Genomic DNA, 22963 nt, shown 5'->3' with positions numbered 1-22963 from the left:
GGGGCTGTACCTAGTCCGCTCCTGTTACAGGAAAACCGTGGGAGCGGAAAGCGAAAGGGCGCGCGATTGACGTCCTGGGCAGGACCTTGCGTCAATCCAGAAAGAGCAACACGACACAGCCCGCAATGATCGCGCCCATCGCCATGTTGAACCAGCGCAGGCGGTGCTCTGTGTTCACCCACCGCGTGATCGCCTGTCCGAGCACAGCCCAGGTCGTGGCGCTTCCCAGGCCGACGATCAGGAACACGGAGCTTACGGCGAGGGCGGACAGCAACGGGGCGTCGGGCGAGACGAACTGGCTGGTGAGCGCCACGGCAAAGGCCCACCCCTTCGGATTGATCCACTGAAAGGCTGCCGCCTCCCAGAAAGTGAACGGGCGGGGCGTGCCGCCGGCTGAACTCGTGCCGCCGGACGTGGCGATTTTCCAGGCGAGCCAGAGCAGGATGGCCGCTCCGATCCACCGCAGCCCTTCCCGCAAGATCGGATAGGTCTGGAACAGTCCGCCGAAGAAGAAGCCGACGAGGAAGATCATCAGTGGAAAGCCCAGGCCGATGCCGAGCACGTGTGGCCACGTCCGGCGCAGGCCGAAGGTGGCGCCGGAACTCGCGACGAGGGCGTTGTTGGGTCCGGGAGTCCAGGCAGCGACGGTGGCGAGTGGAACCAGGGTGATGAAGGCGTCAGGCGACATGGTCGTGTCTCTCGGAGTCGGCTCGCGGGACCATCGCGGGCGCGGAAAGGCACGTCAAGCCAACAACTCCTCGCGGGTGAGCGTGAAACCGGAGTCAATCCAGCGCCGCTCTCGCGCCTTCAACTCCCGACCGATCTCGGACCCGCGAAAGCGCGGCATAAGATCCCGCGCAGCAATCGGACATTCCGCTTTCGCACCTCGGCGCAGATCGTCCAGCGCCGTCCGGGCAGGCGCCACGCCCAGAAGCGCCGAATGGAGCAGTACCGCCGCGACGCCATCGTGCGCGCCAAGGCGATAGCCCAGCTCCGCCGCCCCCTGACCCGACCGTGCCGCTTCGCCCAGCAAGTCGAGCTGGCGTGCCTCCGTTTTGCTCAGCCGCAGCCGCTCCGCCACGCTCTCGCCACCGAGTGAGGCAAGGCGCAGGATCGGGTCCGGCGCTCGGCTTAGCTGCTCTTCCAGGTGCACGAGGATCGGCAGCGCCGTCACGTCGGTTCCCGGAAGGATCGCACCCAGAACGCCCGTCGTCTCCATGACCGAGACCGCATGGCTCGGCTCGGGGGCCGACAACAGCTTGCGCACCTCGCCTCCGATCCGTTCCGCCGAGATCCGCGCCAACCCGTCCAGATGCTCCGCGCAGGCGGCCAGCGCTTCCGGGTCCATCCCCTGTTCAGGATCGGCATACCAGGCGGAAAAGCGGAAGAACCTCAGAATGCGCAGATAGTCCTCCTGCACCCGTTCCGATGCGCGTCCAACGAAACGAAGGCGGCGCGCCCGCAGGTCCGGCATGCCGTCCAGAGGATCGACGATCTCCCCCCGCCGGTCGCAATAGATCGCATTCATCGTAAAATCGCGCCGCCGGGCATCTTCGGCGACATCCGTGGCAAAATGCACGACAGCGCGGCGACCATCGGTTTCGATGTCATGCCGGAAGGTGGTGATCTCGAAGGGCTCGCCGTCGGCCAACACCGTCACCGTGCCGTGCTCGATGCCTGTGGGAATGACCTTCAGCCCTGCGTCTTCCATGACGGCGATCACCGCTTCGGGCGGCGCGTCAGTTGAAAGGTCATGGTCGGAGACCGGATAGCCGAGCAGCGTGTTGCGCACGCATCCCCCGACATAGAGCGCCCGATGTCCTGCAGCTTCCAGCAATGTGCAGACTTGCTGAACCGCCGGAAGCTCCAGCCAGGGGGCCGCGATCCGCATCAGCCCGACATCCTGTCTGCCAGCGCCCGCAGGATCCGAGCCGTCGCACCCCAGATGTAATAGGGTCCGTGCGGCACCGTGTAATACCGCCGCCAGTTCCCGCGCCAGCGCCGCCGCTCTACCGAAAAGCGGGACGGGGTGACGACCAAATCGAGCGGCACGGAAAAGACCTCCTGAACCTCGCCAGGTTCCGGCACCGGCTCGAACCCGTCCCGCAGAAGGCCCAGGATCGGCGTCATCTGAAAGCTGGTGACCGTTTCGTGGCTCGGAAGGGTGCCCAGCACTTCCACGTTCTCTGGCCGCAATCCGATTTCTTCGTGGGCCTCGCGTAGAGCGGCCGCGGTCGCATTCGCGTCGCCCTCGTCCACCTTGCCGCCCGGAAACGCCACCTGGCCCGGGTGATGCTTGAGCCGCGACGAGCGCTTGGTCAGATAGAGCCGCGCGCCCCGTTCCTCCAGCGCCACCGGAACCAGCACCGCCGCCGCCCGGAGGCGCCGGCCTGCGGGCAGCACCACGTCGGGGTTCAGGTCGTAGTCCGACGACGGGTGCCCCGGTGCCGCGATGGCCGCTTTCAGCCGCGCCCGAAGATCGTCACGCGTCGTCACCCGGCGCCTCCTCCGCCTCGAAACCGAGCGTCGCCGGGTCGAACTCGTAATACGCCCCGCAGAACTGGCAGTCCGCCGTCACGATGCCGTCCTCCGTCGTCATGTGCGAGATGTCGCGCGCCGAGTAGATTGACAGCGACTGCCGCACCTTGGCCGGCGAACAGGTGCACCCGAATTCCACCGGTTGGGCGTCGAACACCCGCGGCCCTTCCTCGTGGAACAGTCGCACCAGCAGATCGGTCGGCTGAACGCGCGGGCCGACCAGTTCCAGGTCCTCGACCGTGTCGAGCAAGATGTTCGCCCGTTCCCAGTGTTCCTCTTCCTCGCCAGTCAGGAAATCTTCGGCGCTCAGCAGCCGTTTTTCGCCACCCTCCGGCGCCGGTGTCGCTCCGGGTGAGGCCTTTGGCATGGACTGAAGCATCACGCCGCCGCCCCGCCAGCCGCCATGGCCGGGGTGCGAGGAATGGCCGAAACCGAGCGCAAACCGGGTGGGGAGCTGTTCGGACTGTGCGAAATACGTTTCAGCACACTGCGCCAGGCTCCGGCCCGCGATGGGCGTGATCCCCTGGTATGGCGTCGTGCCTTTACCCTGGTCGATCAGGATCGCGAAGTATCCGCGGCCGATCAGGTCGAATGGGTTCCCGTCCAGCGGCCGGCTGTCGTCGTAGCTGGCATAGGCCCGGATTCGCGCCGGCGCCCCTTCTTCCGGAGGGCTGTAATAATCCGTCGCGATCAACCGCGCCGGTCCGTCGCCGCGCACTTGCAGAGAGAGCTTCCAGCGCAGCTTGATCGTCTGGCCGATCAGCGCGGTCAGCAGCGTCATCTCCGCCACCAGTGCCTCGATAGCGGGTGGGTAGTCGTGCTGTTCCAGTACGCGGTCGAGAACGGAGTCGAGCCGGGCGATCCGCCCGCGTATGTCGGAACGATCGAGTTGGAAGGGCAGGACGGTATCGTCCCACGCGATTCTTGATCCGAGAGTCATGGGGTTTCCTTGCGCGCCTGTCGCTGGCATACCGCAGCGATGTAGGGGCGGCAACGCATCATGAAAAGGGGCGGCGGATGATCCCGAGGGTCGGGGAACGGGTGCAGCGCGGCAGGCGGTACGTCCTCAGGCCGGGCGCCTACGCGATCCTTCGGCGGGGTGGGTTGGTCCTTCTGACCCATCAGGCGCGGCCGCTCATGGAGCTTCAGTTGCCCGGCGGCGGGATCGATCCCGGGGAACAGCCGGTCGCCGCCTTGCATCGTGAAGTCTACGAGGAGACGGGTTGGACGATGCGGCTGCAACGCCGCCTCGGCGCGTTTCGGAGGTTCACCTACATGCCGGACTACGACCTGTGGGCAGAGAAGCTCTGCACCGTCTACCTTGGCCGCCCGGGCCGCCAGCTTGGATGGCCAAGCGAACCTGAGCACATGCCGGTCTGGCTGCCCATCGCGGAAGCGGCGGAGAGCCTGGGCAACGCAGGCGATCGCAGCTTCATGCGCTCGCTGCTCTAGCGGTCAGTCCACGTTGCATTTCGGCGCATTGAACTCGAACAGGACCGCCGAAACATCGTCCGAGAATTCCTGCTCACCGCCGAAGCGCGCCAGATCCCACACGAGGGATTCCATGAAGTCCGGCCCTCGGAGACTGCGATTTCTGCCCAGCAGATCCACGAGGCCGTCCGTGTCGAGCATCTTGCCGTCGGGAGACTCGCACTCCGTCACGCCATCGGAGGAAATGAAAAGGCGGTCGCCTGGCGCGAGTCGCGTCACAACCGGCTCGAACCGCGCTTCCGGGAACAGCCCGACGGGATGGCCTCCCCGGCCCAGAAACTCAACGCTGCCATCCGCGCGCTGCACGGCCGGGTAGGGGTGCCCGGCCTGGACCAGCCGGACGTCCCCGCTCACCAGGTCGATATCGGCAAGCAGGAGTGTGAAGTAGGTTTCCGTCTCCAGCTCGGTCAGCATGAGCGCGTTGAGCTGGGCCGCGACCTCCTCCGGCGGGTGGGCGTCATAGATACCGTACTCGCTTTCGAAGAGCGCCACATTCTGATCCGGCGACGTGCTTGAGAGGAACCCGGCAAGGCGCGCGGTCATCAGCGCGGAGGCGACTCCATGGCCGGCAACGTCAATGGCGAAGGCCGCGATCCGGTGCGCGTTGATCGGGAAAAACCCGACGAGATCCCCGCCCACATGGCCGCTCGGCCGCAGGAGCAGGGAAATCTGCGAGCCTCCGAAATCTCGAAATCGCTCCCGAACGAGGGACTGCTGGAGCTTTCGCGCCTCCGTCAGGTCGCTATCGAGGGAATCGTAGAGTGTCTGCAACTCCTGAAGAGTGCTGGTCAGAAGGGCATTCTTATCGACCAGTTCCTTTTCCATCGACAAAACGCGTTCGCCGGCATTCAGCCGCGCGCGCAATTCGTCGCCGTTCACCGGCTTCGTCAGAAAATCGTCGGCTCCTGCATCCAGCCCCTGAACGACTTCAAGCGACTGCGACTTCGAGGTCAGCAGGATGAAATACCCGTAGGTGTCCCGCTGCATCCGCCGAAATGCCCGACAGAATTCCAGGCCGTTCATCTGCGGCATCATCCAGTCGCTGATGACGATGTCCGGCGGGTTGATACTGCATTTCTCCAGAGCCTGCGGTGCGGATTCCGCTTCCTCCACGCAGTAGCCCCACCGGTTGAGCAGGGCGGACAGGATGCGGCGCTGCAAGCGGCTGTCGTCCACGACCATCACACAGCGCGGAAGAAGCCTGCCCCCCTCGGGAATGACGCTGATGGACTCGCAGGCAGTCGGCAATGGAAACACCCTGGGGCCGATAAACTCGTTTCCACATGCCCTTTCACACCTGGATTAACGTCGAATGAAGCGAGGTATTTGAATCGCTTTCCCCACTCAAGGCTTTCTTAAGCGTGCCCGGTTAGGTGGATCGTCATCGCCCATAGTCTGGGGAAAGGATCCGACATGATCGACTGGGCTCGCGTGACGGAATTGCGTTCGGAGATCGGCCCGTCCGAATTCGAGGCGGTGGTGGACCTGTTTCTGGAGGAGGTCGAAGCGCTGCTCGCACGGCTGAGAGAGAAGCCGAGTCCGGATCTCTACGAAGAGGATCTTCATTTCCTCAAGGGGTGCGCCGCGAACCTCGGTTTTCGAGACCTCGCAAGGCTGTGTCTGAAAAGCGAGAGGCTGGCCGTGGAGGGCCGGGCGGAGGAGGTCGACCTGCAGCCGATTTTCGAAAACTATGAAAACTCGCGGACGGCGTTCCTTGATGGCGTGGCCGGGCTTGCGGCCGAGGACTCCACGGTGCGCCGCGCCTAGATGACGAATTCGGCCAGCGTCTCGTTATTCGTGATGTCGTTGTAGATGAAACCGTGCGCATCCAGCCGCGCAAAGAGGGCTGTGAAATTGGCCGCTTGCGCCGTCTCGATCCCCAGTAGCACGGACCCGAAGTTGCGTGCCGATTTCTTCATGTACTCGAATCGGGCGATGTCGTCCTCCGGTCCAAGCAAGTCGAGAAAATCCCTGAGAGCGCCGGGCCGCTGGGGAAGCCGCAGGATGATGTACTTCTTCACCCCGGAATACCGCTGGGCGCGCTCCTTCACTTCCGGCAGGCGCTCGAAATCGAAATTGCCGCCAGAGGTCACGCAAACGACCCGGCGCCCCCGCACCTGGTTGGCGAGGTCCGGCAGTACGTCCACCGACATCGCGCCGGCCGGTTCCAGCACGATGCCCTCCACGTTCAGCATCTCTAGGATCGTCGTGCAGATCCGGTCCTCCGGCGCCAGGAGCACATCGGCCGGCGCAACGCCGGAGAGCGACTCGAAGGGCAGGGCACCGATGCGAGCCACTGCCGCCCCGTCGACGAAGGTGTTGACCTTGGGCAATGTGACCGGATGGCCCGCCGCTACCGCCGCTGTCAGGCTCGCTCCGCCCGCCGGCTCCACGAAGCGCAGCCCGACCATGGGCGCGACATCCTCCAGATAGCGCGTCACCCCCGCCGCGAGACCCCCGCCACCCACCGGCAGGATCACCATGTCCGGCGGTCCGATCTCGTCCAGCACCTCGGCCATCACCGACGCCTGACCTTCGATGACGTCGGCATCGTCGAACGGTGCGAGGAAATGCCCGCCTGCTTCGACGCACCAGCGTTGCGCCTCCGCGAGCGTGTTGTCGAAATAGTCGCCAATCAGGCGGATCTCGATGCTGTCGCCACCGAAGGTGCGCGTTTTATGGATCTTCTGCTGCGGCGTCGTCACCGGCATGAAGACCACGCCTTTCACGCCGAAATGGCGGCAGACATAAGCCACGCCCTGCGCGTGGTTCCCGGCACTGGCACAGACGAAGAGCGACTGGTCCGGCTTTGCGGCGATCACCTTGCGCATGGCATTGAATGCGCCGCGCAGCTTGTAGGACCGTACCGGAGAAAGGTCCTCGCGCTTTAGGTAGATGTCGGCGCCATACCGCGCGCTGAGGTGTTCGTTGCGCTGCAACGGGGTTGGCGCAAACAGGCTGCGCATCTCGACGGCGGCGGCGCGGGCTCTTTCGGCAAAGCTGGTCATGGCTCGCGCGTTAGCAAAGATGCCGAGCCTCGCCTAGCTTAATCCGCCTTGTCGCGCTGGCCCTTCCCGTCTAAACGGCTGCCTCGTACGACCAAGGACGGAGCAACCGATGACCCAGCCGAAGAAAGTGGTACTTGCCTATTCCGGGGGTCTCGATACCTCGATCATCCTGAAGTGGCTGCAGGTCGAATACGGCTGTGAAGTCGTCACTTTCACCGCCGACCTCGGCCAGGGGGAGGAGCTGGACCCCGCGCGGAAGAAGGCGGAGATGCTCGGGATCAAGCCCGAGAACATCTTCATCGAGGATCTTCGCGAGGAATTCGTCCGCGACTTCGTCTTTCCCATGTTCCGGGCCAATGCGCTTTACGAGGGCCTCTATCTGCTGGGCACCTCCATCGCCCGGCCGCTGATCTCCAAGCGTCTGGTCGAAATTGCCGTCGAAACTGGGGCGGACGCCATTTCCCATGGGGCAACCGGCAAGGGTAACGACCAAGTGCGGTTCGAGCTATCGGCCTATGCGCTGAACCCCGAAATCACGGTGATCGCGCCTTGGCGGAAGTGGGACCTGGGCAGCCGGACTCGGCTGCTGGAGTTCGCCGAGGCGCACCAGATCCCCATTGCCAAGAACAAGCGAGGCGAGGCGCCGTTCTCGGTCGATGCGAACCTGCTCCATACCTCGTCGGAGGGCCGGGTTCTCGAGGATCCCGCCGAAGAGGCGCCCGATTACGTCTACCAGCGCACGGTGAACCCGGAGGATGCGCCGGATGCGCCGGAGTTCATCGAGATCGCCTTCGAGAAGGGCGACCCGGTGGCGATCGACGGCGAGCCGATGAGCCCCGCGACCCTGTTGGCCCGCCTGAATGACCTCGGCGGAAAGCACGGGGTCGGCCGGCTCGACCTGGTGGAAAACCGGTTCGTGGGTATGAAATCCCGCGGAATCTACGAAACCCCCGGCGGCACCATCCTTCTGGAGGCTCACCGCGGCATCGAATCGATCACCCTCGACCGCGGCGCGATGCACCTGAAGGACGAGTTGATGCCGCGCTATGCGGAACTCATCTACAACGGCTTCTGGTTTAGCCCGGAGCGCGAGATGCTGCAGGCCGCCATCGACCACAGCCAGCAACACGTGACCGGCACCGTTCGGATCAAGCTCTACAAGGGTTCCGCCCGCACCGTCGCCCGCTGGTCGGAGCACTCGCTTTACTCTGAGGCGCAGGTGACCTTCGAGGAGGACATGGGAGCTTACGACCAGTCCGACGCGCAAGGGTTCATCCAGCTCAACGGCCTGCGCCTGAAACTGCTCGCCACTCGCAACCGCAAGTTCGAGGGTTGATCCGGCGGGTATCGTAGAAAGATCGCCGTGGCCCTTCGGAGGGGCCACGGCGGTATTGCTTTGCATATTAAGTGACCGATGCGACTCCACGCGTACATCCGGACGACGTAGGATGCGCCAGACTTCGGTGGCATACCCGACGTGATCTACGAGATGGTTAGCGGAGATCTCCCAAAGATCGACGTTTCTCGACCGCAGATGGCACAGCTATTCGTCCAGCTGAACAGCGGCCATGCTGGCCGAGGATCCGCAATACGGGATGACCCGGTGCGCAGGGTGTCTGGGATCCGAGATGAGGTATAGTGCGACCTGCAATCCAACGGCAAACGACGACCCTAGTGCACGCCAATCTGCACGAAGGTGAACGTAGGCGAATTGGCCTTCGACATGGTCAACGGCTCCAAGCGTTTTGGAAAAAGCTGGACCGAAACCAATGGGATACATGATGGGATGGTGCCCAGGAGAGGACTCGGGTTCCGTTTACTTCCAGCAACATAGTCCGCGAAGATCGTAAAAAGATCGTAGCGGGCGCCGACTCGGCAAACGAGAACCCCGGTGCGCTGGCGGGCGCAACCGGGGCCGATATCACAAATGAAGCCTCCCAGCTTCGCGCCCACAATAGCCCGAAACGGCGCCGCTCCGCAATGTCCACGTGCGCCGATCCGGCCCACAAGGCGGCGGCTCGGATCGTTGGCTATGCCCTGACTCTCCGTAACGACTTCGGCGCCCAAGCCGCGGCGTTCGTCTTCCGGCACCGGCTGGACCCTGAGGACCGGGCGATCCTTGCAACGGCGATCCTGGACAGCCTGACCGACCGAGAGTTCGACGGCGTGCTGCGCCACTTCTGCGGGGAGGGCGCGGCATGAGCTACACAGTTCGGGTTCTTCCCAATGGCGACGGCCTGTGGCTCGTGACGGGCTATGACCCGGAGCCATTCACCGTTTCCCTGGCGGAGACCTTCGACGAAGCCTTGGAAGACGCTACGCGCTTCTGCAACAAGAGCGGCTATTCATTTGGCGAGCCGGCTCACGTCGTGGCTTTTCCTGACATCGGGAGGGCCGCCCAATGACCCGTCCCGTCGAAGAACTCCTGTTCCACTGGCCCGCAGTCGTCAGGACGGCCTCGAAAGGCTGGCCGGCCGACTTCGCCAGAAGCATCGCTTCGCAGTCCCGGCGCCGCAACTGGCGCCCCTCACCGAAGCAGCGGGATCTCATGCAGCGCATGGTCTCCGAACTGTTCACCAACACAGGGGAGGACGACTTCCAGGTGATCGAATGACCCGCTGCCCCGCTTTCGGGCGGGGCGCGAACCACGGTTTATGCGGGTCTTCGCCGTCACCTTCGCCAACGTGCGATGGATCAAAGAGACCTGCCACGGTTTGCCGCCTTCCCGTGCCAAAGGCGGATACGTCTCGGGGTACTCACCCGACCCGACAGGGAACCGGCTCCTTCTAGGCCCTGTCAGATACGCGACCAAGGAACCCACCGGCTGGTGACGTGCAGAGAAAGCGCGGTGACAGATCGGGGACCGCTCACCAGGGGCGGGGCAGGAGTAAAGCCTGCGGGACAGCGGCTGGCCCACGATACCGGGCATCGCGTGGATACGAGACGGGAAGCGAAGGAACTGTTCCTGCAAGCGGGGGACAGTAGCGGGTGGCGGTAGTGCGCCCGCCGAACAGAGATGAAAAACGGAGAGACCGACATGAACGAGCAGAGACCCATTCCGCTGAACCAGAAAGACTACGACCGCATGCAGGGGCTGGTCTTCCGGCTGTTCAACGAAGGCGTCCAGTCAGGAGCCGATAGCCTGACGCTGGCGCATGCGCTGTTCCCGCTGGGCCTCGTGGCGTTGCTGGAGCACCACGACGACGCGACAGTTCTGGACATCGCCAGCAAACAAATCCCGCTGCTGCGGGCGCAGATGGAACGGGGCGATGCAAAGCACCTTTCCTGACTTGCACACGATCTCGCAATGGGGTATTCTGGTACCGCACCACGGGCGACTGCCCGGATGCGGAACACCTCTACCGGCGATTGCCGGGGCGGATGTCGAACGGAACAGGCGAGTGCCTGGCCAGCGTTTTGCAATCCATCGGGGGTGTCATGACTGACCTTCTCCATCAACGCATCGAAGTGAAGTTCCTCGAGCAGCGGGAACAGGGAACCGTCAAAGGGCTCGCATCGCCCTTCTACGGCGAGCCCGACCGGCAGGGCGACATAGTTCAGCCGGGCGCCTTCACCAAGAGCCTCAAGGCCCCGGAGCATATCGTCATGCTATGGGCGCACGACCAGTCCGCCCCTGTCGGCAAGTGGACGAGCTTGCAGGAGACAGACGCCGGTCTTGAGGTCGAGGGCCGCCTGAACCTCAGCACGGCCAGCGGCCGGGAGGCGTTCGAGCACCTTAAAGCCGGTGACGTCACAGGCTTGTCTATAGGCTATCGCGTACCGAACGGCGGCTACCAGCGGCTCCCCAAGGGCGGGCGGCTCCTGAAATCCGTCGAGTTGATGGAAATCAGCTTTGTGGCCGTTCCCGCGTCACCCGTTGCTCGTGTCACCGAAGTAAAGAGCTTCACCAGCGCGGGTGAACTCAAATCTGCCCTTCGCAGCCTTGGATTGTCCAAGACAGCCGCGGAGCGCGTCACCAGGGGCGGTTGGCCGGCCTTGGCGGGGGAATCCCAAGAGAACTCAATCACAACTCACCTTCGCGGCCTGAGAGCCGCGGCAAGGGCAATCATCGAGGCATGAGCATGACCACCGAAACCGAATACGCCGCGGAACTTGGCGCAGCCGTTACCGAAATGAAGCAAGCGGCTGGCGTTGTCACCGAACTGAAAACGACCGTGGAGGGCCTTTCCGAGCGCCTCGCCGGCATCGAGCAGAAAACCGACAAGGGGGCTACTGACGTGGAGAACCTCGGCAAGGGCCTGGACCTGATTCAGAAGAAGACCGAACGCTTGGGGGGCCAACCGACCGCCCACAGCGCGCCGCGGGAGGAATTCAAGCAGTTCGCCGCCTTCGTGTCCAAGGGGACCCCTATGGAGACGAAGGGCATCAACGAGCAGCTCCCCGGCAACGAGGGCCGTCACGCGCTGCCGTTGGAAATCGGCTCGTGGGTTCAGGACCAGTTGGTGGAGATCAACCCTCTGCGCTCCCTGGCGCAGCGGGTCACGGTATCCAGCCCCCAGTTTCGGCACTTGGTGAACATCAAAGGCGCCACAAGCGCATGGGGCGAGGAAATCGACACGCGCAACCAGACCGAGACGCCGGAGTTGGCGAAGATCGAACCCACAATGTTCGAGCATTACGCCTACGCGGAGATCACCCAATGGGCGGCCCGCGACCTTTTCGACGGGCGTTCGGAGCAGTGGTTGCAGCAGAACATCATCGAAGAATTTGCCCGCTCCGAAGGCGAGAAGTTCATCAACGGTACCGGCACGAAAGAACCCTACGGGCTTTTGAACGCGCCGTTCGCCTACGACGACGATGACACCCGCGCATTCGGCACCTTCAAGGCGCTTGCGTCCGGCCCCGCGATCTCCATGGCGGATAATCTGGTGAATATGGTCTATGACCTCGCCGCCAGCTACCGGCGCAACGGCACATGGTTGATGAACTCGGCAACCGCCGGCACAATTAGGAAGATGAAGGACTCTGACGGGCGCTACCTGTGGACCGATAGCCTCGTGCAGGGGCAGCCTGCTACACTGCTTGGCTACCCTGTCGCTATCGTGGAGGAGATGCCCGACACTGTGAACGGACAGACCCCCATTGCGTTCGGCGACATCAAGCGCGCCTACATCATTGCGGACCTGCAAGGGTTGTACGTGGTACGGGACGAGATCACCAAGCCGGGCTGGATCAAGCTCTACATGTTCCGCCGCCTCGCTGGCCACGTGACCGATACCAAGGCCATGCGCCTGATGGAAATCGTGGAATAATGACCACGAAGGCCGGGTGCTCCAAGGGGTATGGGCGGCCCGGCCGGGGCAACGGGGAAGACGCAGCCTCGTTGCCCCCCCCGATAAAAAGGGATGGGGCGCCATAGTACCTAACCCGCCGCCCCCCTTCATTCGCAATATTAGTTCGGGGAAAAGGGGGGTGTGGGTTCGGGTTGGCTCAGCAGAGTTGGAGACACGCGAAAAATGGACGACCTAGAGGTTGAAGTCTCGCTAAGCGAGCGACGTTACCTGAAGCAACTCGCACTCATTGAGGCCAGGACCCTGAAGGCCTCCAAGAAGGCTCAAGAGGCATTTGCCAGGTCGAACAAGGGTATCGCCCGCTCGTTTGACGGCATGTCGCGGTCGGCAACCGGAGGTTTGCAAAGCGTCAATAGCCAATTGCAGAGCATGTATGCCAGCATTTCGGCTGTCGGGAAGTCCATGGCCGGCGGGTTCATCGCAGGGGCGGCGACCGCGGCGCTGGCGAAGATCTCCACGGACGTTGCCGCGACCGTCAAGTCCATTGCATCGATCGGGGACGAAGCCGAACGATCCGGGCTTTCGGCGCAGGCGTTTCAGGAATGGAGATTTGTCGCCGAGCAAAACCGGATTGGCGTTGACCAGCTTATCGACGGATTCAAGGAATTGAACCTCCGGGCGGACGAATTCATCGTGACCGGCGGCGGTCCGGCGGCGGAGGCGTTCAAGCGTCTGAGCCTTGGAGCGGACAGGCTCAAGCGGGGGCTGGAAGATCCCTCCGAACTGATGCTTGAAATTATTAACCGCATGTCAGAGATGGACCGGGCCGCGCGGATTAGAATTGCCGACGAGGTGTTCGGTGGCAGTGCCGGCGAACGCTTCGTTGAGTTGATGGACCGGAGCAACGAGGGTTTGAGACGGACCCTTAAGCGCGCGCATGAGGTCGGCGCGGTAATGGATGACGAGATGATCGCTCGTGCCGCCGAACTCGACCGCAAGTTCAACGAGCTTTCCGTGACGGTCGGGAACTTCGGCAAGAGAGCGGCCGTCGCCTTCGCGGGTATCGCAACCGAGGCCACCGATTTGCGCGCAAAGCTGGACCGACTGTTCCCGTCCGAGGCGCAGGGGCGGGCCGTGTTGGGCGATGACCTGTATGATTCCCTCAACGCCAACCGCGACGTTGTGGATGGGGCCGCGACGGACATCTCGGAGCTTCGCAAGCAGTTTGCCGGCCTTGGAGACGAGGCGAACCAGACGGCAGCGGCGCTGGAGCAATCCGCCAACCTCGCCCGCGCGTGGGGCTATGCGGATGTGGCTCAAACCCTGTCGGCGAGCGCCATGGAGATGCGCCGCCTTGCCGGTGAGTTCGCAGGTGGAACGATAGAGGCCGACGCCTTCGCCGAGGAACTTGGCGTGGTTCAGACCAACGCCCTGGGTGCCTTCGAGGCGCTGGACGAAGCCGATAAGGTGGACTTCACAAACGCAATCTCGCAGGTGCAGGCACTCGGCAGCGTGATCGGTCAGGTTCTGACCGTGGCGGCGGCGCTTGGTAGTGCGATCCGGGAGGCTGCGGGTATGGGCGCATCCCTGCCTGTGGGGCCGCAGAATGGACGTGGACGCGGCATTCCCGTGGAGATCCGTCCGGGCGAGTTCGCTCCCGAATCCTCCATTCGTCCACAACGACCGAGCGTCGATGCCAGCTTCGGGGTGCCCGATGCGCCCAAGTCTCGCGGCGGTGGTGGCAAGGGTGGCGGTGGTGGCCGTTCTCGTGCCGACGATTATGCGCGTGAGGCGGAGGCTATCCGGGACAAGACTGCGGCCCTAAATGCCGAGGCGGCTGCACTGGCGGCGGTCGCGGTGAGCGGCGGCAACTATGCGGCGGCTATCGACCTCGCCCGCACCAAGGCGGACCTCCTGCACGCGGCGCAGAAGGCCGGGAAGGAGATCACCCCGGAGTTGGAAGCCGAAATCAACCGGCTCGCGCAAGCCTACGTGACGGCCGGGACGTCGGCGGAGGAAGCGGCGGGAAAGCTGAATGAGATTGAAGCGGCCGCAGAACGCGGGGTGGGCGCGTTGTCGGACATTTTCATGGGTGTCATCGACGGCTCGAAGTCGGCGAAAGAGGCGGTCGGGGAACTCTTGATGGAGATTGCCCGCGTCCAGATGATGCAGGCCTTCCTCGGCGTGTCCGGGATGGGCGGCGGCAACAATCCCGTCGCGATGCTGGGCAAGATGCTGTCCTTCGACGGCGGCGGCTACACAGGCTCAGGTTCACGGACAGGGGGCCTGGACGGCAAGGGCGGGTTCCCGGCTCTCCTGCACCCAAACGAGACGGTTATCGATCACACGCGCCGTCAGAGCGGCGCTGGCGGGGATATGAATATCAATGTCACAGTGAACGGAGCACGGGTCAACCGGGAGATCGAAAGCATGGTCGAGAGCGGCGTGGTTCGTGGCCTCGGTCAGTACGACCGCAATCAGCTCCCGCGTAGCGTCGGTCGCATCAAGAAAGACCCCCGGAGGATCGGGTAGGCGAACCATGGTCAAGGGCGTTGCTGCGTTCCGGAAACGCATGCGAGATATTCCGGCGAAGGTGCGCATGGAAGTTACCGCTGCGATAGAGGCATCGGCAGAAGAAGTCGTTCGGGACATGCGGGTTCTGAACCCGCTGCCGGGCGATATTGAGATCGGATGGACGTGGGGAAAAGCCCCAAAGGGGGCAATCAGTATCGGGCGTGTGGCCGGGCGCGAGCACGACAAGATCGGCGCCACCATCTACGCCCGGGGCGATGACTTTGCGGCGGCGTGGTTCGAGTTTGGTACGTCACCGCGGTTTCAGAAGACCGGCAAGGGTGTCGGCCGCATCACAGCACAGCCGTTTTTCTACCCGGCTTACCGGGCGAACAAGCGGCGCATTCGCAGCCGTATCACGCGAGCCGTGAAGCGTGGCATGAAGAAGGCTTGAGGCTGAGAAAGATGCTGCCAGCACACGGCAAGAGAGTGGCCAAGTTGGCCACTCTTCCCCGAATATCCCCGCGCGCGTGGGGCCGATGCGGTTCAGGGTCAGTCTTTGTCCGTCAGATCATTTATCAACAGGCCGAGTTCCTCAGCCAATAACTGTCGCAAATCATCCCCGTCCTCAGAACCTAGTGCCGCGCTTTGCCTAAGTGAATCCAGGGCGCGGACGACTTCGGGCGCCAGGTCTTGTTCAGCGACCTGTGAGATACACTGCACAAGCAACTGATAGGCAATTCGATGTGCCCCCGCTTTAGCCTCGATCAAAAGAGTGAGATCCCTGATAGTCGCTCGGACCGCTTCGGCGGTGGCATAGTTCATAATGACCTCCTAGCTCGATATATCGTTTCGTAAGGTCTTTCTATGGCCGAAAATCGTTAGAGGCCACCTCACTTGCATTCGTTTCAAGTGAGCTTGCTATTTGAACCGAGCGCCGGTCGCCGCGCGTGTGGGGCCGATGAAGTAAGGTTGAGCCCGACAACGTTACTACCGTGTCCTTCCCGCGCGCGTGGGGCCGATGGGCGTAGGAACCTTTTTCTCGACGGGAATAAGGTCGTGTCCTTCCCGCGCGCGTGTGGGGCCGATGCGCTGTGAAAAGTGGGGAATTTCCCCACTTTCGTCCTTCCCCCGCGCGTGTGGGGCCGATAGTGGTAACCGTTACCACCCCATCTTCGGAATTCCGAGGATACGGTCGTTCCCCCGAGGGGGTTGACCATGTTCGTCATGCTGGGCAATGTGTCGGTGGGTGTGACAACCCGGACCAGTGACAACCCTCTACCATTGGCGTGGTGCCAATCCGTTGGCGCGGATCGGCGGGGTTGACGTAGCCTTTCGGCTACACAGGACGCGCTTGGCGGCGCGGCTCCTAACCGGCTCATATTGGCCGGGGACGGGCGTGCTGTCCAGAGGGAAACCTTAAAAGCGTCCGACCTGTCTCACTGGCAGGTTGTCACTCCCCGGCTACCGGCCCGCCGCCGGGATCGGCTGTGACAGGCCAAACCAGTGAGAACCATCAATGACAAAGCAGATAACCATTCAAGGGGTGACCTACCTTACCGGGGGCGGGATACGCGCGCGTTGGCAGCGTCTTCGCCTGTGGCGCGCATATCGCCGCCCGGTGACTTACAACGACCTCCGCCGCATCGCCCATGGCTTGTGCTACCGAGACGGCGACTATCGCCAGCCCGATCCGGTTGGGGCGGCGCTGTTCGACAGCGTTGTCCGCGAGGCGGAACTGCCGGTGTTCGGTCGGGAGGGCGCGGCATGACGCAGCGCACCCCTACAGAACTCGCCTACCGGCTCAGCGACGTGATCCGTGTCACCCGGTACGCCTTCACCAACGAGAACGAATGCCACCCGCTCAACGACCGGGGCATCGGCGGCATGCTGGAAGAAGCCGACGAAATGGCTGGCGAACTGATCGAGCGCATTCACCAGCTTGAACGGCAGGTCGGGAAACCGATCACGGAGGACGCGGCATGAGCGATAACACCGAAGCCCCCCGTCCCGTTGCCGATTGGGAGAACCGCGAAGTGCGGGGTGACGTGATAGTCACCAAGTCGCTCTACGACCACCGCGCGGCGAAGGTCGCGAAGCTGAGGCAGCGTCAGGAAGCCTATGAGGCCAGTCTGCCGAAGAAGAAAGGGGAGGCGCTGCGCGAGATCGCGGACCTCATGGGCGGCCTGGTGGGCGATCTTGACGAAGAGGCCTACGCGGTTCACGCCACACTGGAACTGTTGGGCGCTATGGCGTCCGGTGAAGTCTTCACGGACGGCGCAGTTGACACTGATGTGCTCTATTGGCTCGTCTCTCGGGCGCGGGAGGGACTTGCCGACATCGAGCGCAAGACCCGCAGGGCCAAGGACATCGCGGCCCAGTTCAGCCCCATGCATCAGCCCTACAAGGCGTGATGGCTGGACCAAGTGCCCAGCAATTTAATCCGGTATGAAATAAACGGCTTGTGCTCCCCCATCCTTTGAGCCATAGTGGAACAAAGTAACACGGGGGAGCACATGCTCACTGATCGGAATTTCACATTGGCAGAGATAGCAGAGGTTCTCGGGAAGAACCCGCAGACGCTCCGCACCCATATCAACCGGGGCTATGCTACCGCGCTGCATAGCGGCACGGGCAAAGCCACCGGCAAGCATGCGAGGTTTAGTTTCCATACTGTGATGGAGTTCGCCGTCGCATACCACTTGGAGGCGTTGGGCGTTCGCCTGGAATCTGGTTTCCGGTATGCTACCGGATTTGCCCACGTAGGCCACGGCGCTGTGCCGGGGCTCCCCGGCGAGAGGGCACCGGGCTTCCCGTACCACACAAAGCACGGCCGGACGCTTGTTGCCGTTCACGGTGACAGGATGGCAATCGCGCTGTGGGACAACGGCAAGACCAATCCCTATGTCGCCCTCCGCAGCCAACTGGGGCGCCCCGCAGCTATGATCGTTTTCGACGCCACCCAAGTGTTCTTCGACGTCTGCAAACGCCTCGGGGTCGATGCCTACGACGCCTTGAACGCCGAGTACCGGGAGGAAGCCGAGTAGCAATGAACTCCGTCATCGTCATATCGCCGGATGAACTCCGCAGCATCATCGCGGAGGTGGTTCGCGAGGCCATGCAAACGACAGTCGAACCGGAGGTATGGTTGCCGGTGCCGAATGTCGCTCACCGGCTGGGCAAGAGCGAGAAGACCATTCGCAATTGGCTCGGGGACGGCCGTTTCACCCGCTACTCGGGCGGCGACGGCAAGCCCTACTTGATTTCGTCGTTGGAGGTGGAGGCATTGAGCCGTTCCGCCAGCTCATCTCCGGACGCTTCGTAGTACGTTAACAACTCGTTAAGGTTCCTATGACCTGTCACCCGCGCAAGATCGAGGATTTCCAGCCGCCGAGCGAGGCGGGTGATCCCCTCGTGCCGCGAGTCGTGGAAATGCAGGTCATCCACCTTTGCTTTCCTCACGGCCAGGCGGAACCGGCTGTCCCTGCTGTCGCTGTCTATGGCGAAGGGGTGCTGATCCGGTTCGGTCCTGTTGCCCCTGACCTTCTCCAAAATCTCGACCGCGCGCGCCGTCATGGGGACGTGGCGGGCGTGTTCGTTCTTCGTCTCGGGCAGATGCACGACGCTGCCGCTTATGTCCCGGTTGCGCATGTTGAGGATTTCGCCCGAGCGCATGGCCGTCTCGATGGCAAAGAGGAACGCGGCCCCGGTGATCTGCTTTTCGCTGACCCACGGTTCGGACCCGAGATCAAGCGCGGCACTGACCTTCTCGATTTCGTCGGGCAGGACGCGCCGCTTGCGGCGTCGGGCACTGGCTGGTCGCTTTACCTTCGCCATGGGGTTGACCGGGATAAGCTCCCATTCGTCCACGGCGGTGACGAACACATGCTTGAGCAGGTTCATTTCCCGCTTCACGCTGGCGGGCTGGACCTCGCCAAGACGGGCGTCACGCCATGCCACGAGATCGGCGCGAGTAATCTCTCCGAGGGTGTATTCCCCCAATGGTTTGTCGTCAGCCAGGTCGCGCTTGAAGCGTTCAAGCCGGATGACTTCCCATCGCTCGCCCTTCTTACCCTTGGAGCGTTCGCGGGCGTAGCGGTCGAATACCTGAGCGAGGGTGTCGGTGCTGGCCGTCCCCTTGGACAAGCCGACCTCAAACTCCTGCGCCCACACCTGGGCCTTGCGCTTGCTCTTGAAGGTCTGAGCCTTGCGGACGGTTTCACCGCCGACCTTGCGCGCCACCTGAGCCTGCCAACCGAACTTCGTTTTTATGATTGTGGCCATGCCGAAGATCGTAATCGCGTCGTAGCAGCATGGGCAACAGTTGGGTCAAGAATTTCCCGCGACCATCCGTCAACCAGCACAAATGGAGACCAAAGGTAAAACGATGCTAGAACACCACCCAATATCAGGAATAAATGGTGCCCAGGAGAGGACTCGAACCTCCACGTCCATACGGACACTAGCACCTGAAGCTAGCGCGTCTACCAATTCCGCCACCTGGGCCGGTGTCGTGAGCGCGGTGATTATATCCGGCTCCGGGGGGTGTCAACGGCATATCGCTGAAATTTTGCGGGAAGCGGTCCCGGTTCCGGCAGGTGCTGCGGCCGCGACGCAATCGCGGCTTGTGGGGAATACCCGCTGGCGCTATTTCGAAGCCCAGGCACCGAACGGAGGGATCCCTTATGTCCAAGCTCGTCACGATTTTCGGCGGCTCCGGCTTCGTGGGGCGGTACATTGCGCGCCGGATGGCCCGCGACGGCTGGCGGGTCCGTGTGGCGACGCGCGAACCAGACGAATGCCTCTTCGTCCGGACGTACGGCGAAGTCGGTCAGGTCGAACCGGTGCCTTGCAACATTCGTCACGAGGCGTCGGTCAAAGCGGCGCTACATACCGCGGACGCCGTCATCAACTGCGTTGGCGTGCTGGCGGAGAGCGGCAAGAACACGTTCGACGCGATACAGTTGGAAGGCGCGGAACGGATCGCTCGGCTGGCCAAGGCGGAGGGCGTGGAGCGAATGGTCCACATCTCGGCCATCGGCGCGTCGTCCGACTCTGACAGCGACTACGCCCGCACGAAAGCGGGAGGCGAGGCGGCGGTGCTGCGCCACATGCCTGAAGCCGTCATTCTGCGACCGTCGGTCATTTTCGGGCCGGAGGATGAGTTCTTCAACCGCTTCGCCGCGATGTCGCGCCTTACGCCGGTCCTCTCGATCGTCGGCGCGGACACGAAGTTCCAGCCGGTTTACGTGGATGACGTGGCCAAGGCCGCCGTCCTTGGGGCGACCGGCGCTGCGGAGCCGGGCATCTACGAGTTGGGCGGGCCCGACGTGGACACGTTCCGGGAGTTGATGCAGACGATGCTCAAGGTCATCCGGCGCCGGAGGCTGATCTTCAACATGCCCTTCGGCCAGGCCAAGCTGATGGCGCGGGCCTTTGGGCTGGCTGAGAAGGTGAGCTTCGGACTGATCGAGGCGCCGCTGACGGTGGATCAGGTCACCAACCTTGCCCGGAACAACGTGGTGAGCGACGGCGCCAAGGGCTTTGCGGACCTGGGTATCACCCCCATGTCCATGGAGGCTGTTCTGCCGGAGTACCTGTGGCGGTTCCGTGCCGGCGGCCAGTACGCGGGACTTGCCGAGTCCGCGCGCAACCTGAAGGTTTGATCGCCGACCTCAAAGGTAGGCGTAGCCCAGCAACGCAAGTCCGAGCACGATCCGGTAGATGACGTACGGCGTAAAGCTTACGCTGCGCAGCAGGCGCATCATCAGTGTCAGGGCCAGCAGAGCGGACAGAAATGCGAAGACCGCCGCGATGGCGGCGTCGTGGATCTGGCCCGCATCGCCGCGCGCCGCAACCTCCGCCCCCAGGAGCAGGCCGGAGGCCATGATCGTCGGGATGGACATCAGCATCGACAGTTTTGCTGCGCCATGGCGGGTGTAGCCTAGCAACCGCCCACCGGTGATGGTGATACCGGAGCGTGACGTGCCGGGGATCAGGGCCAACGCTTGCCAAAGGCCCATGATCCACGCGTCCTTCATGGTCCAGTCGGGGTCATCCATCCGCTCGTCGCCCTTCTGATCCGCCCAATAAAGAACAATGCCGAAAAGCAGCATGGTCCAACCAATCAGGGCGACGCTGCGCATCGCGTCGTCCAGCCCAGTCACGTCGAGGATCAGGCCCAGAAGGATCACGGGAATCGTTGCAACGATCAGCATCAGGGCCAACCGGGCGCCGGATGTATCCACCTTGCCCTTAACCAGCCGTCCCAGCCCGCCTGCGGCCTCCCGCACGTCGGTCCAGAAATAGGTGACGACCGCGAAAAGCGTGCCGACATGGACCGCAACGTCGATCGCCTGCCCCTGGTCTTCCATGCCGCTCAGGCTTGGGAGGAGAATCAGGTGCCCGGAGGAGGAAATCGGCAAAAACTCGGTAACCCCCTGTATTATCGCGACGAGGAGGATGTGCAGGAGCGTCATTCGGACCGTGCCTCTGTGATTTTTGCGCGCATCCTAACCCGATGATTTCCATTGCAAAGGCCTGATTTATGGAAGCTACACTTACCTAATTCGGGGCAAATTGCGCAGCGGGACCTACCGTGCCACCGAAAATTCCTTTATTTAGGTCACTCTTTATGACTTTATTTCTCTCTACAGGGGATGTAATCAGCCGCGAACGCGATTTACGGAGGCAAGCCAGTGGCCAAACAGCGAATGCTTCAGTTCGTGAAGGTGGGCAAGCAAATGCCCGAAAAGCGGGACGCTGACGCACGGGCCCACGACTTCGACGAAATTTACGGCGAGTTCGCGGATGCGAAGGCGGCCGAGCAATCCAGCCGGTGCAGCCAGTGCGGCGTGCCGTATTGTCAGTCCCATTGCCCGCTGCACAACAACATTCCCGACTGGCTTCGGCTGACCGCGGAAGGCCGGCTGCAGGAGGCATACGACCTCAGCCAGCTGACGAACACCTTTCCCGAGATCTGCGGTCGCATCTGCCCGCAGGACCGCCTGTGCGAGGGCAACTGCGTCATCGAGCAGTCCGGCCACGGCACGGTGACGATCGGCGCGGTGGAGAAATACATTACGGATACCGCCTGGGAGCGCGGCTGGGTAAAGGCCATCGCGCCGGCCGAGGAGCGCAGCGAAAGCGTGGCCGTGATCGGCGCGGGGCCCGGCGGGCTTGCAGCGGCCGACAGCCTGCGGCGGGCCGGTGTTCAGGTGACGGTGTACGACCGCTATGACCGCGCTGGTGGCCTGCTGACCTATGGCATCCCCGGCTTCAAGCTGGAGAAGGACGTGGTGACCCGCCGCAACAAGCAGCTCGAGGACGGTGGCGTGACCTTCGTACTCAACTGCAACGTGGGCGAGGACATTACCTTCGCGGAGATCCGCCAGAAGCATGATGCCGTGGTGATCGCCACGGGCGTCTACAAGAGCCGCGACCTGCAGGGCCCGGGCTCCGGTGCCAAAGGAATCGTGCGCGCGATCGACTTTCTCACCGCGTCGAACCGCAAGAACTTCGGCGACGCCGTACCGGAGTACGACAATGGCGAGTTGAACGCCGCTGGACGCAAGGTTGTGGTCATCGGCGGCGGCGATACCGCGATGGACTGCGTCCGCACGGCAATTCGTCAGGGGGCGGAGAGCGTGAAGTGTCTGTATCGCCGCGACCGCGCCAACATGCCGGGCTCGCAGCGCGAGGTACAGAACGCCGAGGAAGAAGGCGTGGTGTTCGAATGGCTGACAGCCCCCAAAGGCTTCGCCGGCGATCCGGTCACGGGTGTCATGGTGCAACGGATGCGTCTGGGCGCGCCGGATGCGTCTGGTCGGCAAAGCCCGGAGGTGATCGAGGGCGCCGACTACGTCGAGGATGCGGACCTCGTCATCAAGGCTCTGGGTTTCGAGCCGGAGGAACTTCCGACCCTCTGGGGCGAGAAGGCGCTGGAAGTGACCCGCTGGGGCACGGTGAAAGCGGATTTCCGCACGCACGAAACGACGATACCGGCGGTCTATGCCGTGGGGGATATCGTCCGGGGCGCGAGCCTCGTGGTCTGGGCGATCCGCGACGGGCGCGAGGCGGCTGAGGCGATCCTTGAGCGGTTCGCTATGCAGAAAGCCAGCGTTGCCGCCGAATAGGCGGCGGCACGGGTTCGACGGCTGTGAT

General features: G+C 63.2%; 27 protein-coding genes and 1 tRNA gene. 18 read left to right on the top strand and 10 right to left on the bottom strand.

Going from position 1 to position 22963, the window contains the following annotated elements; all coding sequences use genetic code 11:
• Positions 1–91 precede the first annotated feature (91 nt).
• From BM075_RS14700 to hslO, 4 genes are read right to left on the bottom strand one after another with little or no spacing between them, the layout of a single operon-like run.
• The gene (locus BM075_RS14700) at positions 92–688 is read right to left on the bottom strand and encodes a LysE family translocator (protein ID WP_093361457.1); all 597 of its coding nucleotides are present in this window, start codon (positions 686–688) and stop codon (positions 92–94) included.
• A 54-nt stretch (positions 689–742) separates the two neighbouring features.
• Entirely contained in the window at positions 743–1891 is a 1149-nt protein-coding gene (locus tag BM075_RS14695) for a CCA tRNA nucleotidyltransferase (RefSeq protein ID WP_093361456.1), read from the bottom strand.
• The gene (locus BM075_RS14690) at positions 1891–2496 is read right to left on the bottom strand and encodes a CoA pyrophosphatase (RefSeq protein ID WP_093361455.1); all 606 of its coding nucleotides are present in this window, start codon (positions 2494–2496) and stop codon (positions 1891–1893) included. Before BM075_RS14690 ends, BM075_RS14695 begins: the two co-directional genes overlap by 1 nt.
• Complete coding sequence (gene hslO, locus BM075_RS14685) at positions 2483–3478, bottom strand: Hsp33 family molecular chaperone HslO (RefSeq protein ID WP_093361454.1); 996 nt, start codon at positions 3476–3478, stop codon at positions 2483–2485. The genes BM075_RS14690 and hslO overlap by 14 nt, the downstream gene beginning before the upstream one ends.
• 77 nt (positions 3479–3555) lie before the next feature.
• On the opposite strand from hslO, the gene BM075_RS14680 reads away from it, so the two are divergent.
• Positions 3556–3990: an NUDIX domain-containing protein gene (locus tag BM075_RS14680; RefSeq protein ID WP_093361453.1), complete on the top strand. Its 435-nt coding sequence runs from the start codon at positions 3556–3558 to the stop codon at positions 3988–3990.
• Positions 3991–3993: 3 nt separating this feature from the next.
• Here BM075_RS14680 and BM075_RS14675 read toward each other — a convergent pair whose 3' ends face one another.
• Positions 3994–5286, bottom strand: a complete 1293-nt coding sequence (locus BM075_RS14675) for a PP2C family protein-serine/threonine phosphatase (RefSeq protein WP_425445197.1) — start codon at positions 5284–5286, stop codon at positions 3994–3996.
• A gap of 156 nt (positions 5287–5442) precedes the next feature.
• On the opposite strand from BM075_RS14675, the gene BM075_RS14670 reads away from it, so the two are divergent.
• Entirely contained in the window at positions 5443–5796 is a 354-nt protein-coding gene (locus tag BM075_RS14670) for an Hpt domain-containing protein (protein ID WP_093361452.1), read from the top strand.
• Here BM075_RS14670 and ilvA read toward each other — a convergent pair.
• Entirely contained in the window at positions 5793–7037 is a 1245-nt protein-coding gene (gene ilvA / locus BM075_RS14665; protein ID WP_093361451.1) for a threonine ammonia-lyase IlvA, read from the bottom strand. The genes BM075_RS14670 and ilvA overlap by 4 nt on opposite strands.
• Before the next feature lie 109 nt (positions 7038–7146).
• Here ilvA and BM075_RS14660 point away from each other — a divergent pair, with 109 nt between their 5' ends.
• From BM075_RS14660 to BM075_RS14620, 9 genes are all read left to right on the top strand, one after another.
• Positions 7147–8373, top strand: coding sequence for an argininosuccinate synthase (locus BM075_RS14660; protein WP_093361450.1), 1227 nt, complete (start codon positions 7147–7149; stop codon positions 8371–8373).
• A gap of 644 nt (positions 8374–9017) precedes the next feature.
• Complete coding sequence (locus tag BM075_RS14655) at positions 9018–9239, top strand: hypothetical protein (protein ID WP_093361449.1); 222 nt, start codon at positions 9018–9020, stop codon at positions 9237–9239.
• A complete protein-coding gene (locus BM075_RS14650; RefSeq protein ID WP_093361448.1) occupies positions 9236–9442 on the top strand; it encodes a hypothetical protein in 207 nt (68 codons plus the stop codon). Before BM075_RS14655 ends, BM075_RS14650 begins: the two co-directional genes overlap by 4 nt.
• Complete coding sequence (locus BM075_RS14645) at positions 9439–9651, top strand: hypothetical protein (protein WP_093361447.1); 213 nt, start codon at positions 9439–9441, stop codon at positions 9649–9651. The genes BM075_RS14650 and BM075_RS14645 overlap by 4 nt, the downstream gene beginning before the upstream one ends.
• A gap of 423 nt (positions 9652–10074) precedes the next feature.
• On the top strand, positions 10075–10326 hold the full coding sequence (locus tag BM075_RS14640; RefSeq protein ID WP_093361446.1) for a hypothetical protein: 252 nt from the start codon (positions 10075–10077) through the stop codon (positions 10324–10326).
• A gap of 149 nt (positions 10327–10475) precedes the next feature.
• Positions 10476–11117, top strand: a complete 642-nt coding sequence (locus BM075_RS14635) for an HK97 family phage prohead protease (RefSeq protein WP_177208363.1) — start codon at positions 10476–10478, stop codon at positions 11115–11117.
• 2 nt (positions 11118–11119) lie between these two features.
• Entirely contained in the window at positions 11120–12310 is a 1191-nt protein-coding gene (locus tag BM075_RS14630) for a phage major capsid protein (protein WP_177208362.1), read from the top strand.
• Positions 12311–12514: 204 nt separating this feature from the next.
• On the top strand, positions 12515–14821 hold the full coding sequence (locus BM075_RS14625; protein WP_093361443.1) for a hypothetical protein: 2307 nt from the start codon (positions 12515–12517) through the stop codon (positions 14819–14821).
• A 7-nt stretch (positions 14822–14828) separates the two neighbouring features.
• The gene (locus BM075_RS14620; RefSeq protein ID WP_093361442.1) at positions 14829–15254 is read left to right on the top strand and encodes a hypothetical protein; all 426 of its coding nucleotides are present in this window, start codon (positions 14829–14831) and stop codon (positions 15252–15254) included.
• Positions 15255–15352: 98 nt separating this feature from the next.
• Here BM075_RS14620 and BM075_RS14615 read toward each other — a convergent pair whose 3' ends face one another.
• Positions 15353–15625, bottom strand: a complete 273-nt coding sequence (locus BM075_RS14615; RefSeq protein WP_093361441.1) for a hypothetical protein — start codon at positions 15623–15625, stop codon at positions 15353–15355.
• Positions 15626–16319: 694 nt separating this feature from the next.
• Here BM075_RS14615 and BM075_RS14610 point away from each other — a divergent pair.
• The 5 genes from BM075_RS14610 to BM075_RS24190 all read left to right on the top strand — a co-directional run bounded on the left by BM075_RS14610 (position 16320) and on the right by BM075_RS24190 (position 18125).
• Entirely contained in the window at positions 16320–16571 is a 252-nt protein-coding gene (locus tag BM075_RS14610; RefSeq protein ID WP_093361440.1) for a hypothetical protein, read from the top strand.
• On the top strand, positions 16568–16786 hold the full coding sequence (locus tag BM075_RS14605) for a hypothetical protein (protein ID WP_093361439.1): 219 nt from the start codon (positions 16568–16570) through the stop codon (positions 16784–16786). The genes BM075_RS14610 and BM075_RS14605 overlap by 4 nt, the downstream gene beginning before the upstream one ends.
• On the top strand, positions 16783–17214 hold the full coding sequence (locus BM075_RS14600) for a hypothetical protein (RefSeq protein ID WP_093361438.1): 432 nt from the start codon (positions 16783–16785) through the stop codon (positions 17212–17214). Before BM075_RS14605 ends, BM075_RS14600 begins: the two co-directional genes overlap by 4 nt.
• 102 nt (positions 17215–17316) lie before the next feature.
• Positions 17317–17847 carry a hypothetical protein gene (locus BM075_RS14595; protein WP_093361437.1) on the top strand — a complete coding sequence of 177 codons (531 nt, stop codon included), beginning with the start codon at positions 17317–17319 and terminating at the stop codon, positions 17845–17847.
• 2 nt (positions 17848–17849) lie between these two features.
• Positions 17850–18125 (top strand): MerR family transcriptional regulator, encoded by a 276-nt coding sequence (locus BM075_RS24190; RefSeq protein ID WP_143089881.1) that lies wholly within the window; start codon positions 17850–17852, stop codon positions 18123–18125.
• Here the strand turns inward: BM075_RS24190 and BM075_RS14590 are convergent.
• Positions 18056–19042, bottom strand: a complete 987-nt coding sequence (locus tag BM075_RS14590; RefSeq protein ID WP_177208361.1) for a tyrosine-type recombinase/integrase — start codon at positions 19040–19042, stop codon at positions 18056–18058. The genes BM075_RS24190 and BM075_RS14590 overlap by 70 nt on opposite strands.
• Before the next feature lie 177 nt (positions 19043–19219).
• Positions 19220–19306, bottom strand: a tRNA-Leu gene (locus BM075_RS14585).
• A 179-nt stretch (positions 19307–19485) separates the two neighbouring features.
• Between BM075_RS14585 and BM075_RS14580 the strand changes: the two genes are divergently transcribed.
• A complete protein-coding gene (locus BM075_RS14580; protein ID WP_093361435.1) occupies positions 19486–20466 on the top strand; it encodes a complex I NDUFA9 subunit family protein in 981 nt (326 codons plus the stop codon).
• 9 nt (positions 20467–20475) lie between these two features.
• Here BM075_RS14580 and BM075_RS14575 read toward each other — a convergent pair whose 3' ends face one another.
• Positions 20476–21279: an undecaprenyl-diphosphate phosphatase gene (locus BM075_RS14575; RefSeq protein ID WP_093361434.1), complete on the bottom strand. Its 804-nt coding sequence runs from the start codon at positions 21277–21279 to the stop codon at positions 20476–20478.
• A 219-nt stretch (positions 21280–21498) separates the two neighbouring features.
• Here BM075_RS14575 and BM075_RS14570 point away from each other — a divergent pair, with 219 nt between their 5' ends.
• The gene (locus tag BM075_RS14570) at positions 21499–22935 is read left to right on the top strand and encodes an NAD(P)-dependent oxidoreductase (RefSeq protein WP_093361433.1); all 1437 of its coding nucleotides are present in this window, start codon (positions 21499–21501) and stop codon (positions 22933–22935) included.
• Positions 22936–22963: the final 28 nt, after the last annotated feature.

The sequence above is a fragment of the Tropicimonas isoalkanivorans genome, assembly GCF_900112335.1.
GTDB lineage: Bacteria > Pseudomonadota > Alphaproteobacteria > Rhodobacterales > Rhodobacteraceae > Tropicimonas > Tropicimonas isoalkanivorans.
This window is presented reverse-complemented; position numbering and strand designations above follow the sequence as displayed.